At 73.9% G+C, this 15772-nt stretch carries 11 protein-coding genes; 4 read left to right on the plus strand and 7 right to left on the minus strand.

Annotation, left to right across the window (positions count from 1 at the left end; genetic code table 11):
* Positions 1 to 2 precede the first annotated feature (2 nt).
* Genes JIG36_RS31815 through JIG36_RS31840 form a run of 6 tightly spaced genes read right to left on the minus strand, consistent with a single transcriptional unit; the run spans position 3 to position 10107 of the window.
* Positions 3 to 1349, minus strand: a complete 1347-nt coding sequence (locus tag JIG36_RS31815) for a cytochrome P450 (RefSeq protein ID WP_203380096.1) — start codon at positions 1347 to 1349, stop codon at positions 3 to 5.
* Entirely contained in the window at positions 1346 to 1843 is a 498-nt protein-coding gene (locus tag JIG36_RS31820; RefSeq protein ID WP_203380097.1) for a flavin reductase family protein, read from the minus strand. Before JIG36_RS31820 ends, JIG36_RS31815 begins: the two co-directional genes overlap by 4 nt.
* On the minus strand, positions 1843 to 2277 hold the full coding sequence (locus JIG36_RS31825) for an acyl-CoA thioesterase (protein WP_203380098.1): 435 nt from the start codon (positions 2275 to 2277) through the stop codon (positions 1843 to 1845). The genes JIG36_RS31820 and JIG36_RS31825 overlap by 1 nt, the downstream gene beginning before the upstream one ends.
* A complete protein-coding gene (locus JIG36_RS31830) occupies positions 2274 to 8072 on the minus strand; it encodes a type I polyketide synthase (RefSeq protein ID WP_203380099.1) in 5799 nt (1932 codons plus the stop codon). The genes JIG36_RS31825 and JIG36_RS31830 overlap by 4 nt, the downstream gene beginning before the upstream one ends.
* 30 nt (positions 8073 to 8102) lie before the next feature.
* Complete coding sequence (locus JIG36_RS31835) at positions 8103 to 9074, minus strand: DUF1702 family protein (RefSeq protein WP_203380100.1); 972 nt, start codon at positions 9072 to 9074, stop codon at positions 8103 to 8105.
* A 37-nt stretch (positions 9075 to 9111) separates the two neighbouring features.
* The gene (locus JIG36_RS31840) at positions 9112 to 10107 is read right to left on the minus strand and encodes a DUF1702 family protein (protein ID WP_203380101.1); all 996 of its coding nucleotides are present in this window, start codon (positions 10105 to 10107) and stop codon (positions 9112 to 9114) included.
* Positions 10108 to 10244: 137 nt separating this feature from the next.
* On the opposite strand from JIG36_RS31840, the gene JIG36_RS31845 reads away from it, so the two are divergent.
* Genes JIG36_RS31845 through JIG36_RS31860 form a run of 4 tightly spaced genes read left to right on the plus strand, consistent with a single transcriptional unit; the run spans position 10245 to position 14305 of the window.
* Positions 10245 to 11042, plus strand: a complete 798-nt coding sequence (locus tag JIG36_RS31845; protein WP_203380102.1) for a TIGR03084 family metal-binding protein — start codon at positions 10245 to 10247, stop codon at positions 11040 to 11042.
* Positions 11039 to 11590 (plus strand): DUF5987 family protein, encoded by a 552-nt coding sequence (locus JIG36_RS31850; protein ID WP_236048576.1) that lies wholly within the window; start codon positions 11039 to 11041, stop codon positions 11588 to 11590. Before JIG36_RS31845 ends, JIG36_RS31850 begins: the two co-directional genes overlap by 4 nt.
* On the plus strand, positions 11587 to 13221 hold the full coding sequence (locus JIG36_RS31855; protein WP_203380103.1) for an FAD-dependent oxidoreductase: 1635 nt from the start codon (positions 11587 to 11589) through the stop codon (positions 13219 to 13221). Before JIG36_RS31850 ends, JIG36_RS31855 begins: the two co-directional genes overlap by 4 nt.
* Positions 13214 to 14305, plus strand: coding sequence for a carboxymuconolactone decarboxylase family protein (locus JIG36_RS31860; RefSeq protein WP_203380104.1), 1092 nt, complete (start codon positions 13214 to 13216; stop codon positions 14303 to 14305). The genes JIG36_RS31855 and JIG36_RS31860 overlap by 8 nt, the downstream gene beginning before the upstream one ends.
* Positions 14306 to 14351: 46 nt before the next feature.
* Here the strand turns inward: JIG36_RS31860 and JIG36_RS31865 are convergent, their stop codons facing one another.
* Positions 14352 to 15575, minus strand: a complete 1224-nt coding sequence (locus JIG36_RS31865) for a class I SAM-dependent methyltransferase (protein ID WP_203380105.1) — start codon at positions 15573 to 15575, stop codon at positions 14352 to 14354.
* Between the last annotated feature and the right edge of the window lie 197 nt (positions 15576 to 15772).

Consider the following 15772-nt stretch of genomic DNA (forward strand, 5'->3'; position numbering starts at 1 on the left):
GGTCACGACGCGGCCGGGCCTGCCGTGACCGGCAGTCCCCCACGGATCCGCAACGACAGCATCGGCTCCGGGCGCACCCGGTGGCCCGGCTGGACGGTGAGACGCAGCTCCCGGCTCACCAGGGCGATCACGAAGACCGCCTCCATCATGCCCAGCACGCTGCCGACGCAGACCCGCGGACCGGCACCGAACGGAAGGTAGGCATAGCGCGGCCGGTCCCGCTGACGCTTCCCGTCGAAGCGGTCCGGGTCGAACCGGTCCGGATCCTCCCAGAACTCGGGGTGCCGGTGCAGGGTGTACGGGCAGACGAGCACGTCGGCGCCGGCCGGCACCCGGTGCCCGCCCACCTCGTCGTCCGCCAGCGACTGCCGCGGCAGCAGCCAGACCGGCGGGTAGAGCCGCATCGCCTCCTGCACCACCATCGTGGCGAAGGGGAGACGGGCGAGATCGGCGTGTCCGGGGAGCCGGTCCCCCAGCACGGCCCGGGCCTCCTCGGCGACCCGGTCACGCACCTGCGGGTGCTGGTCGAGGAGGGCCAGCGTCCAGCACAGTGTGCTCGCCGTGGTCTCGTGCCCGGCCAGCAGCAGGGTCACCAGTTCGTCGCGCAGTCGGATCCGGCCGACGCGCGGATCACGCTCCTGCCCGGCCGAGACGATCAGACGCGACAGCACGTCGTCGCGGCTGCCCGCCCGGTCACCCCGTTCGCGCACCAGGTGGTCGACCACCCGCTGCAGCTCCCGGCGGGCCCGGCGGAACCGCATCTGGTGCGGTAGTGGCATCCACATCGGCACAGCACTCAACGTGGCCAGCTCGAACATCGCCTGGTCCTGCACCGCCCCGAACGCGTCGCCGAGCGTGGAGAACCCGCCGAGGTCGCTCTCGAGCAGGGTCCGCCCGAGCACGCCGAGGGTGAGCCCGGTCATCTCGGTGACCACGTCGAACGGCTCGCCGCCGCTGCGCTTGCGGAGACGGGTCACCAGGGCACCGGCCTCCTGGGCGATCGCGTCGGCGTGCCGGGCCAGCCGGCGGCTCTGGAACGACGGCTGGATCACGTGCCGTTGTTTGCGCCACAGCTCACCCTCGCTGGTCAGCAGGCCGTCGCCCAGGGCTCGCCGGGCGTGGCTGAGACCGATCCCCTTGCGGTAGTTGGCCGCGTTGTCGGCCAGCACATGCCGCACCAGATCGGGGTGGTTGAAGAAGTACAGCGTCTTGTGCGCGACCGGCACTGCGACCGCGTCGCCGTAGCGCTCGGCCGCCCCCGTCATCATCCCGATCCGGTCCCGCTGCATGATCATCAGCTGGCGGAAAGCGGACGCGCGGGACGGCCCCGGCAGCTTCGGGCGGCTCATCGCGAGCCCCGCGCCGACTCGTCCGGCCACAGGTTGCCGTACTGGAAGAGCAGACCGCCGCCGTCCCCGCACCGCTCGGCGGTGAGCAGCCGGCCCAGCACGATCGTGTGATCGCCACCGTCGTAACGCCGCGCGACCTCGCACTCGAACCAGGCCAGGGCCCGCGAGATCAACGGCACCCCGGTACGCGGGCCGGGTTCCCAGTCGACGCCGTCGAACTGTGGCGCCCCCTCCGGCCGGTCCGGGTCGGCGAAGTGCCGGGCCAGCTTGTCATGCTCGGCGGCCAGCACCGACACCCCGAACACCGGCTCGGTGTCGATCCGGCCGTGCATCTGGGCCGTCCGGTCGACACAGACCAGCACCAGCGGCGGATCCAGGGAGACCGAAGTGAACGAGTTGGCGGTCATCCCGTGCGGAGCGGCCCCGCCGACGGTCACCACGGTGACCCCGGTGGCGAAGGCGCCGTACGCCTTGCGGAGTGCCCGGCGCTCCATCACCGCACCGCCTCGGCGTACGGGGTGAGGGCACGCACCAGGGCATCCGGCACCCGGACGGGCACCGTACGGGTGTTCGGCCCCCGCATGCAGGCGATCCGCTGCATTCCCCGGGCCACCAGTGTCTCGCCGAGCGGGCCGACCCGTACGTAGTCGAACCCGAACTCCACCTGGGTCTGCGCCAGCTCGATGAGCCGCAGCCGGATCGCCAGCTCGTCGAAGAGGGCCAGCTCGGCGTAGAACTCGCAGTCCACCTTGAGCGTGAACAGCTTGAGGTCGTCGTGCAGGTCGGCCAGCACCTCGGGGGCCCGCTCCCGCAGGAACATCTCGCGGCAACGGCCCTGCCAGCGCAGGTAGTTGACGTAGTAGACGTTGCCCACGAGGTTGGTCTCCTCGAAGCCGACCACGTGGCGGTACTCGAAATAGCGGTTCATCGCTGCGGTCCCTTCGTCAGGACTCCGAGCACCACCCGGCGCGGGCCGTCGCGCAGGGCGGCGTCGACCGTAGCGATCCGGAGTGCCCCGGAGGCGAACAACTGCCAGCCGGGACGGCTCTCCGGCTCCACGGTGAGGGGCGCCGCCGGCGGTTCACCGGCCTTCTGCAGGCACTCCACGGCCACCCAGAGGCGGGTCGCGGCGACCTGCAGGCTGTCCTCGTCGACCAGGTCGGTCAGCAGACCGGCGTGGACGCCGAGCAGTCCGCGCCACTCGTTGACCGACCGCGGCACCACCTCCTCGGCGTCGACCGCGACCGGGCCGGCACCGAGCGCGGCCAGCGTCAGGTTGGCCGCGTGCGCGGTCGAGACCGTGTCGCCGCCGTCGATCTCGGGGCGCCCGTCGGGGCGGTAGCGCACCTCCAGCGGCGCCCCGGTGATGCGGACCAGGGCCCGGGCCGAGCGACGACGGCGGATCTCGATGGCGCCGCCCGCCCCGTCGGCGTCAGCCGGGTCGTCCGGCTCCACCGCGACACCGACCGACACCCCCGTGAGCTCGCCGGTCATCCGCTCGAGGTAGGGCCCGAGCAGGGCCGGGGTCCACCCGTCGCCGTCGTGCCGGGTCCGCACCGCCCGCAACGTCAGCCCGGACCAGCGTTCCAGCACGTCACCGGCCGCATCGCGGACGGCGACGTCGTAGACGTAGGTGTCACCGTCGCGCCGGCGCTCGGTTGCGGTGAAGCGGACCTCACCCTCGCCGGACAGGGCCGGCCCGGCCGACCAGATCCGCTCGATACCGGTCGGCAGCAGCGTCGCGTGCGGAACGCCGACCTGGTTGCCGTGCATCAGCGCGTCCCGCACGCCCGGATCGCCGAGGATCAGCCGGTCCGGCAGGAACCCGGCGAACCAGGCCACCGGACGCAGGCTCAGATCGGCGTCGGCGAACCGGGCCGCGGCCCGGTGGTAGCGCACCAACCGCTGGAACTTCGGACCCTGGAAGAGCAGGCCGCCGTAGAGGTCGGTGGCCGGGTCGAGGGCCACGGCGCTCCCGGCGTCGCCGGCCGGTGACGGCTCCCCCGGCGGCACCACGGCGCCGTCGTAGTGCAGACGCGCGCGGAAGTGGTCGACACCGAACCTGGTCTCGGCACTGCGGATCACCACGTCCACCGTTTCGGGGACAGTGACCGTGGCCGCGATCCGGATGCGGGTGGAACCGCCGGGCGGCACCTGCACCGGCCGGCTGAACTCCACATCGGAGAAGCCGGGCGCAGTCCCGGTGTCCAGCAGGGCCCCGGCCACCTGGGCCATCGCCTCCATCCCGAACACGGCCGGGAACAGCAGCGTGTCGTCCAGGCGGTGATCGGCCAGGTAGAGGTCGCTGCCGGCGCTCAGTTCGGTCTCGACCACCAGTTCCGCGCCGGGGAACCACACCAGCGGCCGGTCGACGAACCGCAGCAGGGGCAGCTCGGGCCGGTCGTACGCGATGGTGTCCAGACCCGCGGTCCGCCCGCTGATCACCACCGACGGCGGCGCGGCGGGGTCGGTCACCAGCCGGCGCAGCACCTCGATGCCCTGCGCCGGCGTGATCGGGGCGATGCCCTCGCGGGTCAGGTTCTCGATCACCGAGAGCCGCTCGCCCATCCCGACGCCCGACCAGACCGACCACTCCAGGCAGATCGCGCGACAACCGGGGTGCTTCTCGCCGACCTCGCGGGTGAGCCGGGCCATCCAGTCGTTCGCGCAGGCATAGTGCGCCTCGCCCCGCAGCCCCGCCCGCCCGATGATGCTGCCCAGGCTGACCAGGAGCTTGAGCCCGCCGGCGTCGACCGCGGCGAGGACGTTGCGCAGGCCGTCGAGCTTCGGCGCGAACGTGCTCCGCACCGCCGCCATGTCGATCTGCGGCAGCCCGGCCGGTTCGTTGCGACCGGCGCCGTGCAGCACCGCGGTGACCGGCCCGAGCTCGGCGGTGAGCGTGCCGACCGCGTTCCGCACCGATGCGGCATCGGTGACGTCGGCCCGGGCGTAACTGACGGTCAGGCCGTGCCGCGACATCCGCTCCAGGTTCGCGGCCAGCTCCGGATCCCGGCCGGGATCGCTGCGGCCGACCACCGCGAGCCGGGCGCCGCTGTCGCCGGCCAGGGCCAGCGCGCACTCGGCGGTGATGCCCTTGCCGCCGCCGGTGACCAGCAACACGTCATCCGGGCCGAGCGGCCCGTGACTGTGCTCGGCTTCGACCGGCATGACCCGCAGCGTGGGCACCCGGCGGATGCCGTCGTCGCCGTACCGGGCCTCGGTGAATCCGCGGGTGGCGCGGGTCTCGGCGACGACGCGCTCGGCCAGCCGCTCGTCGCGCGGGGCGTGCACGATGGTGACCCGGATGCCGGGCCGTTCCAGGCGCAGGGTGCGGGCCAGGCCGGCCGCGCCGGGGTCGGCGTCGACGAGCACGAACCGCTCCCCGGCCCCGCCGGTCATCGTCTCCTGGGCGCCACGCAGGGCCAGGTCGAGGTGCTCGACCGAGCAGTCCGTGGGCAGCACGACCAGCACACCGGCGCCGGCGCCGGCGCTCTCCATGCGGTGCTTCAGCTCGTCGGCCCATGGCTCGCCGGGCTCGGAATAGAGCCGCCAGCGGCCGTCGGGCTCGGTCTCGCCGGGCTCGGGCCGCGGCTGTGGGTCGTCGTCCACCCGCCAGGCCCGGGCCCAGGTCGCCGCGCCGGCCACGGTGGGATCGGTGGCGCCGCCGGACGCGACCGTGGCCCGCACCTCGTCGAGCGTGTCGGCCAGCTCCCGGACCGACGCGGTGGCGAAGTTGAGCGGAGCGCCGGCCGGGGGGATGCCCAGCCGGGCGGCGACGTCGTTGACCACCGAGCCGACCGTGATCGAGCTCAGGTGCAGGTCGTCGAGCAGGCGGCTCTCCGGGCGCACCATCGCCACCGGCAGCTCGGCCCGCTCGGCGGCGAGCCGGCGCAGCAGGTCGACGGTGGGTTCGGTGATCCGGTCGTCCTCGGCCGGGGCCGGAGCGGTGACGGCCTCCGGGCCGGCTGACGCCCAGGCGCCCTGGCCGACACCGCCCAGCACGTCGACCGCCGGCGCCTGATGACACGGGTTGGCCAGCACGTCGAGCGGCCCGCTGAGGCTCACCTCGCGCCGGAGCCGGTCGTCGAAGAGTGCCGGCGGCAACCCGCCCGCACCCCGTACGTAGGCCGCGGCGACCACTCGCAGCGCGCTGACCAGCGTCTCGTCGTCGGTGTCGAGCGCCACCACCGGGACGTCGGTCGCCGCGGCGGCCAAGCGTGACAGCACCCGGCCCGGTCCGATCTCGACCAGCAGGTCGGACTCGGCGGCGACAACGGCCAGCGCCTGGTGGAACAGCACCGGCGCGGTGATCTGCCGGCGCAGCAGCGCGGCGAGATCCTCGTCGGCCGCGATCGACCGCCCGGTGACGGTGGAGACGACCCGCCGGGTGACCGGGCCCAGGGGCATCTCGGCCAGCACCGCGGCGAAGGCCTCGGCGGCCGGTTCCACCAGCGGGGAGTGGAACGCCTCGGAGACGGCGAGCGGCGTCGCGGGCACCGACTCCCGGGTCGCCCGCCGGCACACCTCCTGCACCGCCTCGGCCGGACCGGACACCACCGTCTGCTCCGGGCCGTTGTAACCGCTGATCACCACCGGCAGCCCGTCGGTGAGCCGCTCCGCGTCGGCCGGGCCGCAGCCCAGGCCGGCCATCGCCCCGCCGCCGTCCGGCCGGGTCATCAGCTGTCCCCGGCGCGCGGCCAGCCGCAGCAGGGTGTCGTCGTCCATCGCGCCGCCCCAGCACAGGGCGGCCAGCTCGCCCAGACTGTGCCCGGCCGCGACGGTGCCGCGCAGCCCGAGCACGTCGAGGGCGCGCAGCCCGGCCACGGACCCCGCGGCGATGCGGGGCTGAGCGACCGACGTGGCGATCAGGTCACCGCCGCGGGGCAGGTCCACCCGCCGGTACACCTCGCGGACCTCGGTGAAGCGGCGTGCCAGGGCACCGCCGGTGATACCCGATCCAGATCCCTGGCCGGGAAAGAGCAGCCCGATCCGGCCGGGGCCGGTGACGTGGCCGAGGAACACCCGGCCGTCCCCGTCCACCAGGCCGGTCTCGCCCTTGGCGAGCAGTTCGGCCAGGCGGCGCAGAAGACGGTCGGCGTCGTCGGGCGACGTGACCACCACGGCGGCCCGCAGCGGCCGGTCCCGGTTGCGGTCGCGCAGCGTCGCAGCGAGGTCGCCGAGCTGCGCGAACGACAGCCGACCGGCCACCTCGGCGACCTCGCCGACCTGGTCGCGCAGCCGCCCCAGGTCATCCGCGTCGAACGCGAGCAGCTCGGCGTCCTGGATGGAGCCGGTGAGGGCCGCGGTGCGCGGTGCGAGCCGGTCGGCCCGCCGCGGCTGTGGGTTCTCGATCACGACGTGGGTGTTGATGCCACCGAACCCCATCGCCGTCACCCCGGCCCGCACCGGCTGCCCGGACGGCCACGGCTCGGCCCGCGGCAGCGCCCGCAGCACGGCGTCCGGGCCGGTGAGCGGCTCCATCGGGTCGAAGCAGGCCACCGTCGGCGGCAGCACCTCGTGGTGCACCGCCTGCACCGCCTTGATGAAACCGGCCACCCCGGCGGCGGCCTTGGTGTGACCGATCATCGCCTTGATCGAGCCGATCGCGGCCGGCCCCGAGACCGGGCCGTCGGCCTGCCGGGCCCGGGCCAGGGCGGTGAGTTCCGTGGTGTCGCCGACCTTGGTGCCGGTGCCGTGGCCCTCGAACAGCGCGACGGTGCCGAGCGAGAACCCGGCCCGGTCGTACGCCCGGCGCAGCGCCAGCCGGTAGCCGTCGACCTCGGGCCGGGTGATGCCGCCCTTGCCGTCCGACGACACCCCCCACCCGGCGACCGTGGCGTAGACCCGGTGCCCGGCCGCGCGGGCCTCGGACTCCCGCATCAGCACGACCATCCCGCACCCCTCGCCCGGCCAGAAGCCGTTGGAGTCGCGGTCGTAGACCTTCATGTCGCCGGTGGCGAGGGCGCCCGTCTTGGCGAACCCGATGACCTCCATCGGGTCGATCGAGAGGTCGACCCCGCCGGCGATCGCCACGTCGGCGTCCCCGTCGACCAGCGACCGGCAGGCCGTGATGATCGACAGCAGGGACGACGAGCAGGCGCCGTCCACGACGTAGCCGCCGCCGCGCAGGTCGAAGTGGTTGCAGATGCGACCGGCGATGGTGTTCGACAGCGAACCGGCCAGGGTGTCCTCGTCGACCGGCGGGAACGGGGCCTTGTAGTCGGCCTCGAGCCGGTCGAGGAACTCCGCGATCCGGTCCTCGTCCCACTTCTGGTCGAGCAGGGCGGCGGCCACCGTGTGCCGCACGTAGGGCCAGCGCAGGCGCAGCTGAGCGGCCCGCGAGAACTCGCCGGTGAGGGTGTTGCCCACCACCACCGCCGTACGTTCGTGGGGCAGCCCGGCGCCCATCGGGAAGCCGGCGTCGGCCAGCGCCGCCGCGGCGACCTCGAGGGCCAGCCAGTGGCTCAGGTCGGTGGCCCGGAACGTGCTGCCGGCCACCTTGAAGGCGACCCGGTCGAACTCCCAGCCCTCGAGCACGGCGGCGTTGGCCGCATAGAACCGGTCGGGCGCGGCCGGGTCCGGTGACCAGTAGTCACGCAACGGCATCCGCTCGTCCGGCATCCGGCGGAACGCCCGGCGCCCGGCCAGCGCGTTCTCCCACAGTTCCCGGGGCGATGACGCGTCCGGATATCGGCAAGCCATGCCGACGACGGCGATCCTCATCTTGGTGCGAACCTCTCGATCAGCGGAAAACTAATGGCGTTCGGCCGGCGCCAGCTCCCGGCGCACGGCCTGCCGCCAGCGCTCGTACGCCGGCAGTCCGCCGGGGGTGCCCTCGCGGGGCCGGGTGCGGTCGCACACCTCCGCCGCCTGAGCCGCGGACAGGCCGCACAGCACCCGGGTGCCCAGGTCGACGTGCGGCACCACCAGCCCGGCCCGGGTCCGGGCCGAGGCCGCGAAGGCCGATCCCTGCGCCAGGTCACTGGCGTGGCGACCGGCCCGGCGCAGCAGTTCGGCCAGCTCGTGCCCGTCGGCGCCACCGGCGTAGGTGGCGGCCAGCCCGATCCCGCCATAGAGATCGGAACGGCGCTCGGGGGCGTAGGCCGCGGCGAGCTCGGTCACCCGCTCGACGTCGGTGCCGCCGACGAACCAGAGCGCCCGTCCGATGCCCTGGTCGATGGCGCGGGCCGCATAGCCTGCGGGATCCGGGTCCGGATAGGGGAATCGTGCCTCGCGGAACTGCTCGTGCACGTATCGCTGGGTGCGGAAGTAGGCCTGGTGGAAGCCGTAGCCGTCGAGGGCGAGCCAGCGCAGCAGCGGATCGGGCGCGTGCAGGGTCCGCCACCGGAACCGGGGCAGCCGCGCCATCGCCCAGCCCACCCCGACGTAGGCCATGTAGATGTGCCGATCTCCGCGCCCGGCCAGGAAGCCCTGGACGCGTCCACCGCCACCGACCGGGAGGCCGTCGCGCACGCCGAACCCCATCGCGGCCCCCTCATAGGCGAAACCGCGGAACCGCACCGGCACCGACTCGAGTTCGAACTCCGCGTCACCCGGTTCCCGGGCCTCGGCGGCGGCGCCGTACCCCTGGAGGAAGCTGGCGCCGATGGTCTCCAGCAATTCGCGGCCCTCGGCGCTCTTCACATGGAAGCCGCGCACCGCCATCGACGTCTCTCTGATGGCCGGCGTCAGCACCCGGCGCCGCAGCGATCCCCAAGTTCCCACTGTTCTCCTCTTCTCATCGACATAGCGGCTCGGCTTCTCATCGGCTCAGCAGCTCGGCGGCCAGCCGGCTGCGGACACGGGACCGCCAGACCTCGTAGGCCGGCCGGTCGGACCCTTCGGCGGCGAGCCCCCCGGTCGCGACGTCGTCGGCGAGCTCGGAAGCGGCGGCCACGGCGAGGCCGGTCAGCACCTCGACCGCCGGAGCGGTGTGCGCGGGGACGGTGCCGGAGAACGAACGGGCCCGCGCGGCGAACACCGCACCCTGACCGCAGTCGGCCAGGTACGGCCCGGCCCGCCGCGCCATCTCCCGCAGGCCCTCGGCCTCGGCCCCGCCGGCGAAGGTCGCGGCCAGGCCCACACCGCTCCACAGGTCGCCGTGCCGGCCGGGATCGAAGCGTCCGACCGCGGCCGCCACCGCGGTCGGATCGGCTCCGTGGATGAACCACAGGGCCCGCCCGACGCCCTGATCGGCGGCGCGCGGGAAGTAGTCGGGGGCGTTGTCCCAGTCGTACGGCCGGGCCTTCTCCTGACCGTCGACCCAGCGCGCGGTGTCGAAATAGGCCCGGTCGAACCCGTAGCCGTCCACCGCGAGCCAGCTCATGGTCGGGTAGTAGGGGGTGCCGCCGAGATCGGGCACGATGCCACGCCACAGCGGCCGGGGCAGCCGGGCCATCGCGAACCCGATGCCGATGTAGTTGAGGAAGGTGTGCGGCCGGCCGGGCCCGATGAGCAGCTCCCGGGCCAGCCGGTTACGTCCCCCGGCCATCGCGCCCCGCACGGTCAGCGCCATGGTGGCTCCCTCGTAGGCGAAGCCGCGCAACTCCGGTTCGACCAGATCGAGCCGCAGCCGCAGCTCGTCGACGTCACGGACATCGGTGCCCCACTCGAAACCGCACACGACGGTCTGGGGGATGCGTTCCAGGCGGGCGGTCACCGCGGACGCGACCACCGGGAAACCCCGGGCGGCGAAACCGACCGCGCCCAGCGGCGGGCTCAGGGCGAGCCGGCGAAGAGAACCGAGGACAGTGGGCATGAGTGCACCTCCGGTTGACGCGGCCGTCTCATCGTGCGGGCCGGACGGTGACCGGATCCTCTTCCGCCGTGCCGTCTGCGGGCCGCCGCGCACGGTCAGAGGGGACGGTGCGCGGCGGCGATCGGCACGCTCGGCTCATGACCGAGCAAACCGATGTGTTCTCGGCCCTGGCGGCCGACTGCACCGAGTTCGAGAAGCTGTTGTCGGGCCTGCATCCGGACCTCTGGAGCGAGCCCACCCCGGCGCCCCGGTGGAGCATCCGTCACCAGGTCGCCCACCTGACCGCGGTGTTCCGGATGGCCGCCACCGCGGCCTCCGATCCCGCGGCGTTCCAGGCGATGGCGGCGAGCCTGGGACCCGACTTCGACGCGAACGTGACCGCCGCGCTGCACCGCTTCCTGGCCGACGCCGGGGTGATGACCGCCCGCTGGCGCACCGAGTGGACCGGCGCGGTGAGCGCGCTCTCGGCGGTGCCGGCCGGCACGCTGGTGCCGTGGCTGGTCCGTCCGATCCCGGCCCCGGTGCTGGCCGCGGCCGGGATGACCGAGCTGTTCGGGCACGGGCACGACGTGGCCGACACCCTGGGCGTGACCCCGCAGTACACCGACCGGATCGGCCACATCGTCGAGTTCGGACACCGCACCTGGGACTTCGGCTATCTGGCCCGGGATCTGACCCCGCCCGCGGCCGCCCCGCGGTTCGACCTGCGGGCGCCGTCCGGAGCCCGCTGGGTGCTCGGCGCCGACGACGCCGAGACGGTCAGCGGGGACGCCGTCGACCTGTGCCTGTTGATCACCCGCCGCCGGCACCGGGCCGACCTGGGCCTGACCGCGTCCGGGCCGGAGGCCGACCGCTGGCTCGACATCGCCCAGGCCTATCGGGGCCCGGCCGGTGAGGGCCGCCGGCCGGGCCAGTTCGCGCAGGTGGGGCCATGACCAGCCGCACCGCGACGATGACCCTGGAGGCGTTCGCCGACACGGTCATTCCCGGCTGCAAGCGATTCCCGGACGACCCGGCGATCTGCGGTGTCTCCGACGATCCGGGCGCGGTCGAGGCGGGCGCGTTGACCGTGCTGGCCGACCCGGCGCTCGGGCTGACCGAGGCCCTCGACGGGATGGCCGGTCTGCTCAACATGCACGCCGGCGCCTACCAGCGGCGGACCGGGGCCGCGGTCGACCCGGCGCTGCCGGCCTTCGTCGCCCTCGCCTTCGACGACCGCACCGCGCTGGTGCAGGAGCTGACCGATCCGGCGCACGCCGAACGCGACGTGTGGTTCGGCGCGGCCCTGTTCTGCACCATGGCGTTCGACTGCGCGCCGCACAAGCACACGGTGGAGGCGATGGCCGAGGGCCACCCGGGGCTGCGGCTGCTCGGCTACGCACCGCCGGGCGCCGACGGGCAGTGGGGCTTCGAGCATTTCTCGTACGGGCGGGCGCTGGCCCCGCCGCATCCGGACACCACGCCGTCCGGGAGCCCCCGATGAGCGCCGTCGAGCGCACCGACGTCGTGATCGTCGGCAGCGGGTTCGGCGGGGCCATCGCGGCCTACCACCTGGCCGCGGGCGGTGCCCGGGTGACGGTGCTGGAACGCGGCCCGTGGCTGCGGGGCGAGGAGTTCGACCAGGACTTCCTGCTCGGCACCTCGTACACCCGGATCTTCGACTTCACGGTCGGCGACGGGATGAGCATCCTGGGCGGCAACTGTGTCGGCGGCGGCAGCGTCGTCTACTTCGCCACGATGCCGCGAGCTCCCCGGTTCGTCTTCGAGCGGCGCGGCAGCATCGGCCGGCGGATGTGGCCGGCCGCGATCACCCGGGACACCCTCGACCCGTGGTACGACGTGGTCGGCGAGGCCCTGCCGATCACCCCGCAGAGCTGGTCGGACGTTCCGTACGCGGGTGGTCTGTTCGCGGCCGCGTGCGCACACTCGGGCCGTACGGCGAACCCGTCACCGTCCGCGATCGACAAGCCGAAATGCACCAACTGCAACTGGATGATGGCCGGCTGCCGGGTCGACGCCAAGCGGTCGCTGCTGCTCAACTATCTGCCCGCGGCCCAGGCCCACGGCGCCACGATCCGCCCTCTGCACGAGGTGCAGCGGCTCACGCGGACGAGCGAGGGCGCCTATCAGGTGCACTACAACCTGGTCGACGACAGCGACTACCGGATCAGCCGGCCCGGCGGCGTCATCGAGGCCAAACTGGTGGTGCTCGCGGCCGGGGCGGGCGCCACCCCGGTGATCCTGCAACGGTCCGAACCGGATCTGGGGACGATGCCGGCCGCGGTCGGCCGGTACTTCTCGGGAAACGGCGAGCGGCTGAACACCGCGGTGATCGACGAGCGCCGGGCGCGGGAGGTGCTCGGTCTCGACCGCGGCGACGGGCGGGCGTACGAGGCGTACCAGATCGGCAAGGGCCCGTGCGTGGCCAACTGGGACCGGCTCGACGGGTCGCTGCCGGAGTACAGCCGCTACTCGCTCGAGCAGCTCTATTTCCCGCCCGGTCTCGGCACCGTGCTGGCCCAGGTGCCGGGGGCGGCCGGGCCGAGCTGGTTCGGGCGGGAGAAGAAGGAGATGCTCCGCCGGTGGCGGTCGTGGCTGACCGTCTTCACGATGAGCGAGGACGACAACGAGGGCGTCTTCGGGCCGCCGCCGCCCACCGGCAACGCCGAGCGGATCGCCCAGCAGATGCTGGGCCGGGGCGCGCTGCGCTACCGCCCGACACCGAACACGCTGCGCGGCTGGGCCGAGTCCGACGCCGACGTCAAGAACATCCTCGAGCGCGACGGCATCGCCCAGGTCGCGCCGTGGACGAACGACCTGGTCGGCGCGTACACGGTGCATCCGCTGGCGTCCTGCCGGATCGGCGACGACCCGGCCACCTCGGCCCTGGACGACCGGCACGAGCTGCGCGGGCATCCGGGCATCTTCGTCACCGACGGCTCGGCGGTGCCGGGGGCCCTCACCGTGAACCCGGCCCTGACCATCGCGGCCCTCGCCGAGCGGGCCGCGCCGGGCCTGATCGACGCCGCCCGGCAGCGCGGGGTCGAGGTCACACACGGGGCCCCGCCACTGGGCGGCACCCGGGTGCGTACCCCGGCGGTGAGCCGTGACTGACGGCGGCGGTGTGCTGGCCGGGGTGACCCGCCGGATCACCATGAGCCACATCCGCCACGTCGAGGCGGTCGACCCCCGACAGGCCGAAGGTGTGGTGGCCCACGTCTATCGGCGGGTGGAGCACGACTTCGGGATGCTGGCGCCGCCGGTGGCGCTGCACTCCCCCGCCCCCGACCTGCTGGCCGCGGTCTGGCTGATGCTGCGCGAGTCGTTGCTGACCGGCGGGGTGCTGCACCGGGCCGTCCGCGAGGCGGTGGCGGCCGCGGTGTCCGACCGCAACCGCTGCCCCTACTGCGTCGACGTGCACGGCAGCGCGCTGATCGGGCTGATCGGCGGCACCGACGCGGCGGCGATCGCGGCCGGCCGGTTCGACGACGTCGCGGGCAGCGCCATGCGGGCGGTAGTCGGGTGGGCCGGCCAGGACGGGGGCGCGACCTCGGCGCCGCCGTCCTGGGGGCCGGGCGCCCTGGCCGAGGCGACCGCGGTCGCCCTGACCTTCGAATACCTCAACCGCATGGTGAACATCTTCCTGCAGCCGTCGCCGCTGCCGGCCGGCTCCGGGTGGGCCGGTCGCCGGGTCGGGGCGCGGGTGATGGGCCGTCTCGCGCGGCGGGCCGGGCGGCCGGGCGTGGATCTCGACCTGCTGCCGTCCGTCCCGCTCCCGGCCGACCTGGCCTGGGCCGGGAAGCGGGCTCCGATCGCCGAGGCGCTCGGGCGCACCACGGCCGTGTTCGAGGCGGCGGGTTCGCGGTCGGTGCCCGAGCCGGTCCGGGCCCTGGTCGCCCGGCGGGCGGCCGCGGGGACGGCGGCGACCACGAAGGCCGAGATCGACGAGGCGGTGTCCGCTCTGCCGGCCGCCGACCAGCTCGCCGGCCGGCTCGCGATCAGCACGGCCGAGGCGTCCTATCGGGTGCCGGTGGCCGATATCGAGGCCTATCGGCTCGACCACGGCGACGGCGGCCTGCTCGAGCTCACCGGGTGGGCCGCGTTCACCGCCGCCCGGCACCGGGCAGCCCGGCTCGACGGCCACGGGACGCTCGTCACCGGTTCCGAGCCGGCCGGACGCTGCCCGGTCACCGGGTGAACGTGGGGGGTGGGACCGGCCCGGCGGCCGGTCCCGCCCCACCGGGTCAGACCAGGTGCACGTCGGGAACGTAGAGGATCCAGCGGCCGCCGCTCTCGCGGAACGCCCGCTCCCGCCCGATGATCTCGTCGGCGTGGTTCCAGGCGAACAGCAGCGCGTAGTCCGGATAGGGCTCCGCGAACCGGGCGGCGTCGACGATCGGGATGTGCATGCCCGGCGTGACCCGTCCCTGCTTCTCCGGGGTGCTGTCGTAGACCAGCGGCACCAGGCCGGGACCGATGCCGCAGTAGTTGGTGACGGTCGCGCTCTTGGACGTGGCGCCGTAGCCGGCCACCGTGGACCCGCCCGCCCGCAGATCGGTGAGCAGGCCGACCAGATCCTTCGCGATGGTCTCGAGGCCGGCGCGGAACCGGTCGAACACGGCCGGCGAGGCCAGTCCCATCCGGTCCTCCTCGGCCAGCATCCGGGCCAGCCGGGCGGTCGGCGTGCGCCGCCCCGGGCGGGCCACCACGAACCGCATGGCGCCGCCGTGCATGTCCAGCGGTTCGGTGTCGACCAGCTCCAGCCCGTACGTGTGTGCGGCCGCGCGCACCGAGCGGATGGCGAACAGATAGACGTGCTCGTCGTAGATCTGGTCGAACTTGGTGTGGGCCAGGATGTCGCCGAGATAGCGGTCCTCGATGACGAGCACGCCGTCGTCGGCGAGCAGCCGCACCGCCCCGTGGAAGATCGAGCCCAGGTCGCCGACGTGGCTGATCGTGTTGGCGCCGAAGATCACCTGGGCCGGGCCCTCCCCGGCCCGGATCACCGCCGCGCTCCGCTCGTCGAAGAAGCCGACCCGGACCCGTACGCCGTCGCGCGCGGCCGTCTCACCGGCGCCGACGCACGGGTCCACGCCCAGGTGCCGGATCCCGGCCCGGGCCAGCGACCGCAGCATGACGCCGTCGTTGCTGCCGATCTCGACGACCAGCGGATCGGGCCCGGTCAGCTCGGTCTCGCGCAGCCACTGGGCGACCTCGGCGAAGTGGCCCCGCAGACCGGCCGACGTGGACGAACGGTAGGGGTAGTCGGGGGTGAACATGTGCTCCGCGCCCAGCACGTCGAGCTGCTGCACCATCGTGCACCCCGTGCAGACCCCGACGGCCAGCTGGAAGAACGTCTCGGCGCCGGCGTCGGCGGGGCGGGGGAAGGCGTTCGACACCGGTTGCCGGCCGAGGTCGAGGCAGGGGCGCACCGCGCTCCCGCAGATCCGGCACGTGTTGACGGTCATCGGCCCAGCTCCTCGTGACAGGGGTACGTCCTGCCATCGTCCGATCCGCACCGGGCCACGAGCGCATCCCTGGGTGCGGTGTGCTGCGCATCGGCGAAGGTGCCTGCTCCCGCCCCGGATACCGAGACTTTCAGACGAACGGTCCGTCACCGCGGCAACGGTGGCGGACCGCCGCGCGTATCGAAAAGGAGGGGCCG

Origin of the sequence: Paractinoplanes ovalisporus (genome assembly GCF_016834655.1) — a bacterium.
Classification (GTDB): Bacteria; Actinomycetota; Actinomycetes; order Mycobacteriales; family Micromonosporaceae; genus Actinoplanes; species Actinoplanes ovalisporus.